This window comes from Streptomyces sp. enrichment culture (assembly GCF_964273255.1).
In the GTDB taxonomy this organism is placed as follows: domain Bacteria; phylum Actinomycetota; class Actinomycetes; order Streptomycetales; family Streptomycetaceae; genus Streptomyces.
Map to the genome: position 1 here is coordinate 3,603,914 of NZ_OZ186835.1, position 14,393 is coordinate 3,618,306.

12 protein-coding genes are annotated in these 14,393 nt (G+C 68.3%); 5 read left to right on the plus strand and 7 right to left on the minus strand.

Annotated elements, in window-relative coordinates; all coding sequences use genetic code 11:
• The first annotated feature begins 207 nt into the window (after positions 1–207).
• Positions 208–1,650 (plus strand): CCA tRNA nucleotidyltransferase, encoded by a 1,443-nt coding sequence (locus ACSU53_RS15510; protein ID WP_437028218.1) that lies wholly within the window; start codon positions 208–210, stop codon positions 1,648–1,650.
• 114 nt (positions 1,651–1,764) lie between these two features.
• Here the strand turns inward: ACSU53_RS15510 and ACSU53_RS15515 are convergent, their stop codons facing one another.
• The 4 genes from ACSU53_RS15515 to ACSU53_RS15530 all read right to left on the minus strand — a co-directional run bounded on the left by ACSU53_RS15515 (position 1,765) and on the right by ACSU53_RS15530 (position 5,543).
• Positions 1,765–2,262: an LppU/SCO3897 family protein gene (locus ACSU53_RS15515; RefSeq protein ID WP_437028220.1), complete on the minus strand. Its 498-nt coding sequence runs from the start codon at positions 2,260–2,262 to the stop codon at positions 1,765–1,767.
• A gap of 130 nt (positions 2,263–2,392) precedes the next feature.
• The gene (locus ACSU53_RS15520) at positions 2,393–3,655 is read right to left on the minus strand and encodes an MFS transporter (RefSeq protein WP_437028221.1); all 1,263 of its coding nucleotides are present in this window, start codon (positions 3,653–3,655) and stop codon (positions 2,393–2,395) included.
• A 77-nt stretch (positions 3,656–3,732) separates the two neighbouring features.
• Positions 3,733–4,815: an inositol-3-phosphate synthase gene (locus ACSU53_RS15525; protein ID WP_437028222.1), complete on the minus strand. Its 1,083-nt coding sequence runs from the start codon at positions 4,813–4,815 to the stop codon at positions 3,733–3,735.
• A 44-nt stretch (positions 4,816–4,859) separates the two neighbouring features.
• Positions 4,860–5,543, minus strand: a complete 684-nt coding sequence (locus ACSU53_RS15530; RefSeq protein ID WP_437028224.1) for a helix-turn-helix transcriptional regulator — start codon at positions 5,541–5,543, stop codon at positions 4,860–4,862.
• Between the two features lie 394 nt (positions 5,544–5,937).
• Between ACSU53_RS15530 and ACSU53_RS15535 the strand changes: the two genes are divergently transcribed.
• Together ACSU53_RS15535 and ACSU53_RS15540 are read left to right on the plus strand one after the other, a co-directional pair.
• On the plus strand, positions 5,938–8,622 hold the full coding sequence (locus ACSU53_RS15535) for a transglycosylase domain-containing protein (protein WP_437028226.1): 2,685 nt from the start codon (positions 5,938–5,940) through the stop codon (positions 8,620–8,622).
• A gap of 96 nt (positions 8,623–8,718) precedes the next feature.
• Positions 8,719–10,230, plus strand: coding sequence for a glycosyltransferase family 87 protein (locus tag ACSU53_RS15540; RefSeq protein WP_437028227.1), 1,512 nt, complete (start codon positions 8,719–8,721; stop codon positions 10,228–10,230).
• Positions 10,231–10,390: 160 nt separating this feature from the next.
• Here the strand turns inward: ACSU53_RS15540 and ACSU53_RS15545 are convergent, their stop codons facing one another.
• The 3 genes from ACSU53_RS15545 to ACSU53_RS15555 all read right to left on the minus strand — a co-directional run bounded on the left by ACSU53_RS15545 (position 10,391) and on the right by ACSU53_RS15555 (position 13,105).
• A complete protein-coding gene (locus ACSU53_RS15545) occupies positions 10,391–11,422 on the minus strand; it encodes an alanine racemase (RefSeq protein WP_437028229.1) in 1,032 nt (343 codons plus the stop codon).
• An 82-nt stretch (positions 11,423–11,504) separates the two neighbouring features.
• Positions 11,505–12,626, minus strand: coding sequence for a lipid II:glycine glycyltransferase FemX (locus ACSU53_RS15550; protein WP_362093968.1), 1,122 nt, complete (start codon positions 12,624–12,626; stop codon positions 11,505–11,507).
• 164 nt (positions 12,627–12,790) lie between these two features.
• The gene (locus tag ACSU53_RS15555) at positions 12,791–13,105 is read right to left on the minus strand and encodes a hypothetical protein (RefSeq protein ID WP_437028232.1); all 315 of its coding nucleotides are present in this window, start codon (positions 13,103–13,105) and stop codon (positions 12,791–12,793) included.
• Positions 13,106–13,419: 314 nt separating this feature from the next.
• On the opposite strand from ACSU53_RS15555, the gene rpsF reads away from it, so the two are divergent.
• Together rpsF and ACSU53_RS15565 are read left to right on the plus strand one after the other, a co-directional pair.
• On the plus strand, positions 13,420–13,710 hold the full coding sequence (rpsF, locus tag ACSU53_RS15560) for a 30S ribosomal protein S6 (protein ID WP_030420069.1): 291 nt from the start codon (positions 13,420–13,422) through the stop codon (positions 13,708–13,710).
• 74 nt (positions 13,711–13,784) lie between these two features.
• Entirely contained in the window at positions 13,785–14,366 is a 582-nt protein-coding gene (locus ACSU53_RS15565) for a single-stranded DNA-binding protein (RefSeq protein WP_437028234.1), read from the plus strand.
• The last annotated feature ends 27 nt before the right edge of the window (positions 14,367–14,393 follow it).

Below are 14,393 nucleotides of genomic sequence, written 5' to 3' on the forward strand. Positions count from 1 at the left end.
CGCATGGTAACGATGCGCGCTGAGTGGAGGTGCCGCGGATCGGCATCCAAGATCGCGGGCGGTACCCTGCCGTCCGCTGTGCCGCCTATGGCCGGAGTGAGGCCCCGAGTCGCCGGAGCGCTGCTTGTGCGGGTTCGGGACGAGGTGTCCGGGGCCGGACACGATGGGGACGCTCTCGGCAGTCCTGGCCACGTACTCTTTTCTGTTGTGCCGAACGCCAATGAAGAAACCAGTGTCCTGAGTCAGGTGCAGCGCCCCGAGACGGATGAGCCGTTGCAGGTCGCCCCTGTCGCCGACGACCTCGCCCGCCGCTTCCAGAAGGCCGGATTCTCCCTCGCTCTGGTCGGCGGCTCGGTCCGGGACGCCTTGCTGGGACGGCTCGGCAACGACCTGGACTTCACGACCGATGCCCGCCCGGAGGACGTGCTGAAGATCGTCCGGCCCTGGGCGGACGCGGTCTGGGAGGTGGGGATCGCCTTCGGCACGGTCGGTGCGCAGAAGGACGGCTACCAGATCGAGGTCACCACCTACCGGTCCGAGGCCTACGACCGGACCTCGCGCAAGCCGGAGGTGTCCTACGGCGACTCCATCGAGGACGATCTCGTCCGTCGGGACTTCACCGTCAACGCGATGGCACTCGCTCTGCCGGCGCGGACCTTCATCGACCCGCACGACGGCCGAGGCGACCTCGCCCAGCGGCTGCTGAGGACGCCTGGCACCCCTGAGGAGAGCTTCTCGGACGATCCCCTGCGGATGATGCGGGCCGCCCGGTTCGCCGCCCAGCTCGACTTCGACGTGGCCCCCGAGGTCGTCGAGGCCATGACGGCGATGGCCGACCGTATCGGGATCGTCTCCGCCGAGCGGGTGCGGGACGAGCTGAACAAGCTGATCCTCTCCCCTCATCCCCGCAAGGGGCTGACCCTGCTCGTCGACACGGGTCTGGCCGGCCACGTCCTTCCCGAGCTGCCGGCTCTGCGTCTGGAGAGCGACGAGCACCACCGGCACAAGGACGTCTACGAGCACACCCTGATCGTGCTGGAACAGGCGATGGCCCTGGAGGACGACGGCCCCGACCTGACGCTCCGCCTGGCGGCCCTCCTGCACGACATCGGCAAGCCCCGCACGCGCCGTTTCGAGAAGGACGGCAGGGTCTCGTTCCACCACCACGAGGTGGTCGGAGCGAAGATGACCAAGAAGCGCATGACGGCGCTCAAGTACTCCAACGAGCTCGTCAAGGACGTGTCGCGGCTGGTGGAGCTCCACCTTCGGTTCCACGGCTACGGCACGGGAGAGTGGACCGATTCCGCCGTCCGTCGGTATGTCCGTGACGCCGGGCCGCTGCTGGACCGGCTGCACAAGCTGACGCGCTCCGACTGCACCACGCGCAACCGGCGCAAGGCCGCCGCGCTGTCGCGGGCCTATGACGGTCTGGAGGAGCGGATCGCCCAGCTGCAGGAGCAGGAGGAGCTGGACGCGATCCGGCCGGACCTCGACGGGAACCAGATCATGCAGATTCTGGACCTCAAGCCGGGGCCCGCGGTGGGGCAGGCGTACAAGCACCTGCTGGAGCTGCGTCTGGAGCACGGGCCCATGGAGCACGAGGCCGCCGTCGCGGCACTCAAGGAATGGTGGGCCGCTCAGCAGGACTGAACGCGAAAGGTGGTCGTGTTTCACGTGAAACACGACCACCTTCAGCTGCCTCCCGCGTCCACGGCGGGCGATGTTTCACGTGAAACGTCGCCCGCCGTGGAGGGAAGTGAACGCCTACTTGACGCTCTTGAGGCAGAGGACCACTTCGTGGCCGCCACCGGTCTGGTAGTAGGCGATGGGCGCGTCGGGAACGGCCTTGCACTTGTCGCTGTCGCTGGTGCCGTCGAACTTCTCGACGACCTTGTACTCGGCGTCACCGGAGGAGCAGTCGACGGACTTCATGTCCGGCTTGAACTGCGTGCCCTCGTTCTGCATGCAGCTGCCCACCGAGGTCGTCTCGGCGTCGGACTTGTTCCACTGCCACTTGACCACGCCGATGACGATGGCGATGGCTATGACGGCGACAACGCGCAGCAGCTTCTTGTTGAAGCGGCCACCCGCGGGCGGCGGCGGAACGGGCGCTCCCGGCGGCGGGAATCCGGGCTGCCCGGCCTGAGGGAACCCCGGCTGACCGGCCTGCTGCGGAATTCCACCCTGGGGCGGCTGCGGAGCCTGACCCTGCGGCGGCTGACCCTGGGCGAACGGGTTGCCCTGGGGCGGTGGAGTGGTCACTTGGGGGTCCCCCTAGAACTCGAAAAGCCTCGCACGGCCAGAAAGGCACGCGAGTTAAGACGCCCGTAAGCTACCTGGACCCACCGACATCCCAGGAGTCCTGCGGGGCTCTGTGGCACTGATGTGACACTTACTGACGTTCAAAACGGGCGATAGCCGCAGCAACCGCTCCGTAGATAACGGCGATCGTTACCACCAGCGGGACCGACCTGCCGTCCGGTGGCAGCATCAGGGCGGCCACACCGGCGGCGCCGACGAACGCGACGTTGAAGAGCACGTCGTAGACCGAGAAGATCCGGCCACGGAACGCGTCCTCGACCGTCGACTGCACGATGGTGTCCGTGGCGATTTTCGCTCCCTGGGTGGTCAGTCCCAGGACGAACGCTCCCGCCAGCAGGGGGCCGGTGGCGAAGGGAAGGCCGAGGACGGGAACCAGGACCGCGGCCGCCGCCGAGCACACCAGGATCCATCGCCCCGGTCCCAGACGTCCCGCGGCCCACGGCGTCAGCACCGCCGCCGCGAAGAATCCGGCGCCCGAGACCCCCAGGGCCGTCCCGAGCAGGGCGAGCCCTTCGTCCGTGGACGAGGTCAGCGCGTACCGGCAGAGCATCAGCACCATGACGAGCATGGCGCCGTAGCAGAACCGCATGAGTGCCATCGCCGTCAGGGCCCAGGCCGCCTCCCTGCGCTCGGGAGCGGCCAGGTGGCGGGCGCCCGCCACCAGGTCGCGGGCGCACTCCCGGAGGGCGGTGGCCAGGTGCGAGGCAGCGCCGGCGCGATCCGGTCCGAGCAGGTCCTTGGCGATCCGCAGTGAGGCCAGCGCGGCACAGAGATAGAGCGCGGCGCCCACCAGAACCACCGCGGCGTCCGAGTCGGCGACGAGCAGGCGGACCAGGAAGGCCAGCCCACCGCCGGCGGTCGCGGCCAGGGTTCCCGCGGTCGGGGAGAGGGAGTTGGCGACGACCAGCCGCTCGGCGTCGACCACCCGTGGCAGTGCGGCCGACAGCCCGGCCAGGACGAACCGGTTCACGGCCGTGACGCAGAGCGCGGCGGCGAAGAGGAACCCGTCAGGTACCCGGCCGAGGATGAGCAGAGCGGTGACACAGGCCATCAGGGCACGCAGGAGATTGCCGTGCAGGAAGACCTGCCGCCGGCGCCAACGGTCCAGAAACGCACCGGCGAACGGCCCCACCAGGGAGTACGGCAGCAACAGCACCGCCATCGCCGAGGCGATCGCCGCGGCCGACGTCTGCCGCTCCGGGGAGAACACGACGTAGGCGGCGAGCGCCACCTGGAAGACGCCGTCGGCGCCCTGGGAGAGCAGCCGGACGGCGAGAAGGCGTCGGAAACCCTGGAAACGCAGGAGTACGCGCAGGTCACGGACGACGGCCATGGGGGACAGCCTCACACAGACGAAAGGTCTCCGGGTCGTGCGACCCGGAGACCCTCACCTGTCCTGGACGAGGACGGTCAGCGCTCGACCTCGCCCTGGATGAACTTCTCGACGTTCTCACGGGCCTCGTCGTCGAAGTACTGCACGGGCGGCGACTTCATGAAGTACGAGGACGCAGAGAGGATCGGGCCGCCGACGCCCCGGTCCTTGGCGATCTTCGCGGCACGCAGGGCGTCGATGATGACACCCGCGGAGTTCGGGGAGTCCCAGACCTCCAGCTTGTACTCGAGGCTCAGCGGAACGTCACCGAAGGCGCGGCCCTCGAGGCGGACGTAGGCCCACTTGCGGTCGTCCAGCCAGGCGACGTAGTCGGACGGGCCGATGTGGACGTTCTTCTCGCCGAGCTCCCGGTCGGGGATCTGCGAGGTGACGGCCTGCGTCTTGGAGATCTTCTTGGACTCGAGGCGGTCGCGCTCGAGCATGTTCTTGAAGTCCATGTTGCCGCCGACGTTCAGCTGCATCGTGCGGTCCAGGATGACGCCCCGGTCCTCGAACAGCTTCGCCATCACGCGGTGCGTGATCGTCGCGCCGACCTGCGACTTGATGTCGTCACCGACGATCGGGACGCCCGCCTCGGTGAACTTGTCCGCCCACTCCTTGGTACCGGCGATGAAGACCGGCAGCGCGTTGACGAAGGCGACCTTGGCGTCGATGGCGCACTGCGCGTAGAACTTCGCGGCGTCCTCGGAGCCGACCGGCAGGTAGCAGACGAGGACGTCGACCTGCTGGTCCTTGAGGACCTGCACGACGTCGACGGGCTCCTCGGCGGACTCCTCGATGGTCTCGCGGTAGTACTTGCCGAGCCCGTCCAGGGTGTGGCCGCGCTGGACCGTCACACCGGTGCGGGGGACGTCGCAGATCTTGATGGTGTTGTTCTCGGATGCGCCGATGGCGTCCGCGAGGTCGAGGCCGACCTTCTTGGCGTCCACGTCGAAGGCGGCGACGAACTCGACGTCGCGGACGTGGTAGTCGCCGAACTGGACGTGCATCAGGCCCGGCACCTTGGACGCCGGGTCGGCGTCCTTGTAGTACTCGACTCCCTGCACCAGCGATGCGGCGCAGTTGCCCACGCCAACGATGGCTACGCGAACCGAACCCATTCCGGTTGCTCCCTGTGTAGTACGAGTGAGGCCCTGACTGGGACTCACGTGGCGGTGTCGTCGGGCGAATCCGGCCGGAGGTCGTCCTCCGGCCGGGGCAGGCCGCCCGTCGCTCCAGATGTGGTGTCCTGCTGAGCGGTCCCCCCGGAGGCGGAACCCTTGAGGTCCCGCCCGGCACGCTCGCTCTCGATGAGCTCGTTCAGCCAGCGCACTTCGCGCTCCACGGACTCCATCCCGTGGCGCTGGAGCTCGAGGGTGTAGTCGTCGAGGCGCTCCCGGGTCCGCGCCAGAGAGGCGCGCATCTTCTCCAGGCGCTCCTCCAGCCGGCTGCGGCGGCCCTCGAGCACCCGCATGCGCACGTCACGCGAGGTCTGCCCGAAGAACGCGAAGCGCGCGGCGAAGGTCTCGTCCTCGTACGCGTCGGGTCCCGTCTGGGAGAGGAGCTGCTCGAAGTGCTCCTTCCCCTCCGCCGTCAACCGGTAGACGATCTTGGCGCGACGGCCCGTGAGCGGAGCGGCGAGGGCGTCCTCGGTGGTGTGTCCCGGTTCCTCGATCAACCAGCCGTTCGCGACCAGCGTCTTGAGGCACGGGTAGAGCGTCCCGTAACTGAACGCACGGAACACACCCAGTGACGTATTCAGTCGTTTGCGCAGCTCATAGCCGTGCATGGGCGATTCACGGAGCAGACCGAGGACAGCGAACTCGAGGATCCCGGAACGCCGGCTCATGGTCGCCTCCTCCCCCTCCACGGTCGCCTCGTGCCGGAACGGGGTCCGGCTCAGCGACACCTTATGCCGAGCTGATGTATCGACTCGATACATCACGACGATAGAACGGCCTCCGGGTCGCGACAAGAGGGGGTGGGGTGAACGGGATCACATCAGCGCTTCGGGGAGAGCAAGTTGCCTGGTTTGAGGTGAACTTCTGTCCTCGGCACGGTTTGGCGATGCGTAGTCTGTGCGCCATGCACACCACCGGGAACCGAGTGACGTCCGTGAGCGTCGTCGTCCCCGGTGCAGTACGGGTGAATGCGCTGCGCGTCACATCCGTACTTCGGGGGGACCGGAAACCAGCCGCCGTTTCCAGGCGCACAGGTGCGCCTGCCCGAGGAGTAGTCGTTCGATGAGCGAGCACCGTCGCAAACCGCCGCAGCCGCAGGGAGGCGGACGTGCCGCGGCCCGACGCGGCCAGTCCGGCTCGTCCTCCGGCCGCCGCGCGGCTCCGCGAGGCGCCACCGGGTCTCCGTCCGATTCCCATGGGTCGGGTGGACGGGGTGAGGAGCGTACGTACGGCAGCCGCGCCGAGGCGCGGCGTGCGGCACAACGAGGTGGAGGCAGCCGCCGCCGGGCCGCCCCGGCCGGGCCCGGCCGGGGCAGGGGACGCGCGGCACCGCCCGCCAAGAAGCGGATCATCGACTATCCCCGGCACGACAAGTACGGCTGGCGCCGGTGGATGCCGTCGTGGCGGCTGGTGACCGGTCTGTGCATCGCCTTCTTCGGTGGTCTGGTGGCCGTCGCCGGAGTCGGATACGCCCTGGTCGACGTGCCCAACATCGCGCTGACGGCCAAGGCCCAGAACAACGTCTACTACTGGTCCGACGGCTCGCAGATGGTCGCCACGGGTGGTGAACGCAACCGCCAGATCGTCAATCTCTCGCAGATCCCCAAGGCGATGCAGAACGCGGTCATCGCCCAGGAGAACAAGACGTTCCGCGACGACAGTGGCATCGACCCGAAGGGCATCGCCCGCGCTGTGTTCAACATGGCGCGCGGGGGCGAGACGCAGGGCGGGTCCACCATCACCCAGCAGTACGTCAAGAACGCGATGCTGGACGACCAGTCGCAGACGCTCTCCCGCAAGTTCAAGGAGATCTTCGTCGCCGTCAAGGTGGGCACGACCGAGGACAAGGACACCATCCTCGAGGGCTACCTGAACTCCGCCTACTACGGGCGGGGGGCGTACGGCATCCAGGCGGCCGCCCGCGCCTACTTCAACAAGGAAGCCATCGACCTGGACGAGGGCGAGTGCGCCCTCCTCGCCGCCGTGCTCAAGGGAGCCACCTACTACGACCCGAACGGCTCCCCGTCCATCGACCCGGTCAACGCCACCGCCGCGGCGAACAAGAAGCGTGCCCTGGCCCAGATGCAGGACACGCTGGACAAGATGGTCGAGTACGACCTGCTCGACCCGGAGACCAGGGCCAAGTTCCCGAAGCTGCCCAAGGTGCAGAACCCCCGGTCGAACACCGCGCTGAGCGGCCAGATCGGCTACCTGGTGGACCTCGCGAAGGCGTACATCGTCAACAACAGCGAGGAGACCGGGATCACCGCCAACAAGCTGGAGCAGGGCGGTTACTCGATCTACACGACCTTCGACAAGAAGAAGGTCAAGGAGCTCGAGAAGTCGGTCCAGAAGGTCTACAAGGCGAAGATCAGGCCCAAGGAACGCCCGGAGACGGACACCCACGTGCAGTTCGGTGGTGCCTCGGTGAACCCGGCCACCGGCGCGATCGAGGCCATCTACGGTGGTGAGGACGCGACCAAGCACTTCACCAACAATGCCGACGCGACCGGCGCCCAGGTCGGCTCGACCTTCAAGCCCTACGTGATGGCGGCGGCCATGAAGTGGGGTGTGCGCGACCCGGAGTCCGACGAGGTCCAGGCTCAGGACGAGCGCACCATCGTCTCGCCGAAGAGCCTGTACAACGGCAAGAACAAGCTCAAGATCAAGAACTACGACGGGTCGATCTGGCGGAACGAGAAGGGGGAGGAGTGGCTGCAGGTCAACGACGGTGACCAGTCCTACGGCACTCCGCCCGACTACAAGGTCGACCTCCGCGAGGCCATGCGCGAGTCCATCAACTCCTCCTTCGTCCAACTCGGCATGGACGTCGGCCTGGACAAGGTGAAGGAGGCGGCGATCGACTCCGGCATCCTGGAGTCCAGTCTCGCGGGCACTGACTACCCGTCGTTCTCCATCGGGACCTCCAACCCCAGTGCGATCCGCATGGCGGGCTCCTACGCCACCTTCGCCGCCAGCGGCAAGCAGCGCGATCCGTTCTCCGTGAAAAAGGTGACGAGCAAGGACGGCACGGTCTTCACCCACAAGACCGAGACGAAGCAGGCGTTCACCGCCCAGGTCGCGGACAACGTCACGGACATCCTGAAGACCGTGGTGGAAGAGGGCACCGGGACCAACGCGCAGCTCCCTGGCCGTCAGGTGGCCGGCAAGACGGGTACGACCGACGGCAACAAGTCCGCCTGGTTCGTCGGGTACACCCCGCAGCTGTCGACCGCGATCAGCATGTTCCGGTACCCCGACGACGAGACCATCAAGAACCGCCAGTTCCTGGAGATGTTCGGTACGGGTGGCGAGAAGAAGATCCACGGCGCGTCCTTCCCGTCGCAGATCTGGGCGGACTACATGGAGGACGCGCTCAAGGGGAAGGCACCGCAGCCGTTCCCGACTCCCCAGCCGATCGGCGAGATCGTGAACGACGATCCCGAGCCGAGCCCGACACCCACGCCTTCCGAGACGGAGTCGGAGACGCCCTCCGCGACGCCCGACCCCACGCCGTCCCAGACCACCCCGACGCCCCCGCAGCCGAGCAACACCTGCCGGCCGTTCGACTTCACCTGTGACGACGAGGACGACTCGGGCGGCAACGGCCCGGGCGGCGCGGACGACGGCGGAACGGACGGTGGAGTGCCCACCTCGCCCACACCGACACAGTCCGACGGCGGCGGGAACAGCAGAGGCAACGGGAACAACGGCGGTCCTGGGTTCTTCGGAGGCCCCGCCGGTTAGTCCGAGTCCTGCCGGTCCGGGCGTTTCACGTGAAACATGGGCCGCCGCACCCCCGGGTGCGGCGGCCCTCCGTCATTCCCGGCGGCGTACGGCAGGATGTGCGCCATGCCCAGTGGAGAATCGACGCGCGCGAGCGTTCACGAGCCGGACGCGGTGGGGCCGACGAGGGAGGACGAGGTCGCTGCCGCCGGCAGTGAGCTGATCGGTGGTCCGCTCGGACGCCGTGTCCTGCCGGGAACGTCCTGGTGGACCCCGGTCCGGGTGATCGTGCTGGTCGCGATCGGCATGTTCGCCCTCGGCCTGGTCCAGAAGGCGCCGTGCTACAACGGGGCCTGGTTCTTCGGTGCCAGCGCCCAGTACACGCACGCGTGCTACTCCGACATCCCGCACCTCTACCAAGGGCGGGGCTTCGCCGACGGGCTCGTGCCGTACTTCGACCAGTTGCCCGGTGACATGCAGTACCTCGAGTACCCGGTGCTCACTGGTGTGTTCATGCAGGTCGCGGCCTGGCTCACCACGGACGGCGGCAGCATCCAGCACCAGGAACAGTGGTACTGGATGGTCAATGCCGGGATGCTCATGGCCTGCGCCGCGGTCATCGCCGTGTGCGTGACGCGCACCCATGCCCGTCGGCCCTGGGACGGCCTGCTGGTCGCGCTGGCGCCGGCCTTCGCCCTGACCGCGACGATCAACTGGGACCTGCTGGCTGTCGCCCTGACGGCCGCGGCGATGCTCATGTGGTCGAGAGGGCGGGCCCTGGCCTTCGGCGTCCTCCTGGGGCTCGCCACGGCCGCCAAGCTGTACCCGTTCCTGCTCCTCGGCCCGCTGCTGGTGCTGTGCTGGCGCGCGGGACGGTGGCGGGAGTACGGAAAGGCTCTGGGCGGGGCAGCCGTGGCCTGGGCGGTGGTGAACCTGCCCGTGATGCTGTTCGCGTTCGACGGCTGGTCGAAGTTCTACACGTTCAGCCAGGAGCGAGGTGTCGACTTCGGCTCCTTCTGGCTGATCCTGGCGCAGAACTCGTCCGACCCGCTCAGCACGGAGACCGTCAACACACTGGCCACCGTACTGATGCTGTTGTGCTGCCTGGGGGTGGCAGCGCTTGCTCTCATGGCGCCCCGACGGCCGCGTTTCGCTCAGCTCGCGTTCCTGATCGTCGCGGCGTTCATCCTCACCAACAAGGTCTACTCGCCCCAATACGTCCTGTGGCTGGTGCCGTTGGCCGCACTGGCCAGGCCGAGGTGGCGGGACTTCCTCATCTGGCAGGCGTGCGAGGTGACGTACTTCCTGGGCATCTGGATGTACCTCGCGTACACGACCAGTGGGGACGCGCACAAGGGGCTCCCCGCCGACGGGTACCACTGGGCCATCGCGCTCCACCTGCTCGGGACCCTCTACCTGTGTGTCATGGTCGTGCGCGACATCCTCCAGCCGGAGCGCGACCCGGTTCGCAGATCGGGTGGGGACGATCCGTCGGGCGGTGTGCTGGACGGAGCCGAGGACGTCGTGGTCTTCGGGCCTGCCGCCCGCCCCGCGCGGCACGTAGCGGCCGTCGGGAGGGTGACGGTCGAGTGGGGAAGGACGGCGGGGACCGCCGGCCGTTCGCTCTGAGCGAACGCCTGCGGTCCGGATCCGGCCGCCGTCCTGTGCGCCTCAGGACGGACGACGAGGCCGTACACGGAGAAAGTCCCGTGTACGGCCCCGGAAGCGCTGTGCGGCGATGTGAACCTGGTCGGACGGCACAGCAGGCCGCTCGGCTCCGGTGGACCGCTCAGCGGTCGAGGAGACGGTCGAACTGCGTGGTGGTGTGGCGCAGATGGGCCACCAGTTCCTCGCCGACCTTCGGCTCCGGTGCGTCCGCGGGCACGAAGAGGATCGACACCTGCATGTGCGGAGGCTCGGCGAACCACCGCTGCTTGCCGCCCCAGACGAAGGGGGAGAGGTTCCGGTTGACCGTGGCGAGACCCGCGCGGGCGACGCCCTTGGCCCGCGGCATGACGCCGTGCAGGGCCTTGGGGGCCTCGAGTCCCACCCCGTGCGACGTTCCGCCCGCCACGACGACCAGGAAGCCGTCGGAGGCCGCCTTCTGCTGGCGGTAACCGAACCGCTCCCCCTTGGTCACGCGCGTGACGTCCAGGACCGCTCCGCGGTACTCGGTGGCCTCGTGGTCCCCGAGCCACAGCCGCGTGCCGATCCGGGCGCGGAACCGGGTCTGCGGGAACTGCTGCTGCAGCCGGACCAGTTCGTCGGCCTTGAGGTGGCTGACGAACATCGTGTGCAGGGGCAGGCGCGCGGCGCGCAGCCGGTCCATCCAGCCGATGACCTCCTCGACGGCGTCCGAGCCGTCGGTGCGGTCGAGCGGCAGGTGGATGGCGAAGCCCTCCAGGCGGACGTTCTCTATGGCGGAGTGCAGCTGGGGCAGGTCCTGCTCGCTGACGCCGTGCCGCTTCATCGAGGACATCACCTCGATGACCACGCGGGCGCCGACCAGGCCGTAGACGCCGTCGACCGACGACACCGAGCGGATGACGCGGTCGGGGAGCGGAACCGGCTCCTCGCCCCGCCGGTACGGGGTCAGCACCAGCAGGTCGCCGCCGAACCAGTCCTTGATCCGGGCGGCCTCGTACGTGGTGCCGACGGCGAGGACGTCGGAGCCCAGCCGGGTGGCCTCCTCGGCCAGCCGCTCGTGGCCGAAGCCGTAGCCGTTGCCCTTGCAGACCGGGACGAGCCCGGGGAACTGCTCCTGCACGTGCTTGTGGTGCGCCCGCCAGCGCGCGGTGTCGACGTAGAGGGTGAGCGCCATGGCCGGACCGGAACCTTTCTCGTGGCTGCGGTGTATCAGAGGTGTGGAAGGAAGCGATGCCGTCGGAGGGACGGCCGAGACGTCAGCGGCGCGACATGTACATGTCGAGCGCCTTGTGGAGCAGCTTGTTGAGGGGGAAGTCCCATTCGCCGAGGTACTCGGCGGCCTGGCCGCCGGTGCCGACCTTGAACTGGATCAGCCCGAAGAGGTGGTCCGTCTCGTCCAGCGAGTCGGAGATGCCGCGCAGGTCGTAGACCGTGGCGCCGAGGGCGTAGGCATCGCGCAGCATCCGCCACTGCATCGCGTTCGAGGGCCGGACCTCGCGCCCGATGTTGTCGGAGGCCCCGTAGGAGTACCAGACGTGCCCGCCGACGATGAGCATGGTGGCGGCGGACAGGTTCACGCCGTTGTGGCGGGCGAAGTACAGCCGCATGCGGTTGGGGTCCTCGGAGTTGAGGGCCGTCCACATGCGCTGGAAGTACGACAGCGGGCGGGGCCGGAAGTGGTCGCGCACGGCCGTGATCTCGTACAGGCGCTGCCACTCGGCCAGGTCCTCGTAACCGCCCTGGACGACCTCGACACCCGCCTTCTCGGCCTTCTTGATGTTGCGGCGCCACAGCTGGTTGAAGTTCTTGTGGACCTCTTCGAGCGACCGGTTCGCCAGGGGCACCTGGTAGACGTAGCGGGGCTGGACGTCACCGAAGCCGGCGCCCCCGTCCTCGCCCTGCTGCCAGCCCATGCGGCGCAGCTTGTCGGCGACCTCGAAGGCACGGGGCTCGATGAAGTCGGCCTCCAGGTCGCGCAGACGCTTCACGTCCGGGTCCTGGATGCCCTTCTTGATCGTCGGCGCCTCCCAGCGCCGGATGACCACCGGCGGACCCATCTTCACCGAGAAGGCGCCCTGCTGCTTCAGATGCGCCAGCATCGGCTCGATCCATTCCTGCAGATTCGGCGAGAACCAGTTGATGACCGGTCCCTCGGGCAGGTAGGCGAGGTAGCGCTTGATCTTCGGCAGCTGGCGGTACAGGACCAGGCCGGCCCCGACCATCTCCCCGGTCCGTTCGTCGAACCAGCCGAGGTTCTCCGCGCGCCATTCCGCCTTGACGTCCGCCCAGGCCGGGACCTGCATGTGACTCGCCGACGGCAGGCTCTGGATGTATGCCAGATGCTGCTCTCGACTGATGGTCCTCAGGGTCAGGCTCATTCGGGGCGCTCCTCGGGCTGGTGTGTCCCCATGGGGTCAGGGGCTCCGGCTCTCGCGCGAAGCCTACTGCGCCCGGGGAGCGGCCCGGTGGGGCGCACGGGCGGACCGCCCCCGCCGATGACCGACCGGGGCGGACCGCCGTATGGGGATGGGGGTGCCGGGCGTCAGTCGAAGACGCCGCCGAACAGGCCACCGTGTGCCATGCCCAGGAAGAAGCCGAGCGCCGAGGCGCCGAGCCCGAGGATGAGACCGAAGCGCTGTCGCGTCGTCTCGGAGATCCACTGGCCGTACGCGCCGGTGAGGATGCCCACCAGGCCGGTCCAGGAGCTGAGCAGGTGCAGATGGTGGAACATCGCCGTGACGAAGGACGTGATACCCAGCACCAGGGTCACCACGAGCAGGGTGTCCTGGACTGGGTGGGGTTTTCCGTCCGTGGCGAAAAGCCCTCCGGCGGTGTTGGGTCGCATTGCCTGTGCCATGGGGCACCTCCTGCGAAAGGCGGCGCATCGTAGCGCCATACACACCCGATGTGTACAGACTGACGGGGGTCCCGGCCTGATTTCAACCGGAAGCCACTGTCCGGGTACCCTGTAGCGTCTGCACCGGTGTCTGTCCGGACAGAAGCAGGACGGCGCGGAACGGACCACGGTCCTCCGCCGCCGGCCCGGGGCCGCCGCCCGACGTCCGTTGTCAGTGGCGGCTGTTTTACTGACAGGCATCGTTGCGCAACGCATCACGACCCTCCTGCCACGGAACGACCGTGGCCGCTGAGTCCAAAGGAGGTGGGTTCCACATGCGTCACTACGAGGTGATGGTCATCCTCGACCCCGATCTCGAGGAGCGCTCTGTCTCCCCGCTGATCGAGAACTTCCTTTCTGTCGTCCGTGACGGCGGCGGAAAGGTCGAGAAGGTCGACACCTGGGGCCGTCGTCGTCTCTCGTACGAGATCAAGAAGAAGCCCGAGGGCATCTACTCGGTCATCGACCTGCAGGCCGAGCCTGCGGTCGTCAAGGAGCTCGACCGCCAGATGAACCTGAACGAGTCGGTCCTCCGGACCAAGGTCCTCCGTCCCGAGAACCACTGAGCTTCCGCTCAGCTGTTCCGGGATTCGAGTAGCAGCACAAGCAGCCAGCAGCACACCCGCCGAGAGGTTCCCCCATGGCAGGCGAGACCGTCATCACGGTCGTCGGCAACCTTGTCGATGACCCCGAGCTGCGCTTCACCCCGTCCGGTGCGGCCGTCGCGAAGTTCCGTGTCGCGTCGACCCCCCGCACCTTCGACCGTCAGACCAATGAGTGGAAGGACGGCGAGAGCCTGTTCCTGACCTGCTCGGTCTGGCGTCAGGCGGCGGAGAACGTCGCCGAGTCGCTTCAGCGAGGCATGCGCGTGATCGTGCAGGGCCGGCTGAAGCAGCGGTCCTACGAGGACCGTGAGGGCGTCAAGCGCACGGTCTACGAACTGGACGTCGACGAGGTCGGCGCCAGCCTGCGCAATGCCACGGCCAAGGTCACCAAGACCACCGGCCGAGGCGGTCAGGGCGGATACGGCGGCGGTGGCGGCCAGGGTGGCGGCGGCTGGGGCGGTGGCCCCGGCGGCGGCCAGCAGGGCGGCGGTGCTCCCGCCGACGACCCGTGGGCGACCGGTGCTCCCGCCGGTGGCCAGCAGGGCGGCGGCGGTGGCGGCGGCTGGGGCGGTGGCTCCGGCGGCGGTGGCGGCTACTCGGACGAGCCCCCCTTCTAGGCGGGGCCGCACCACACTTCTTGATCA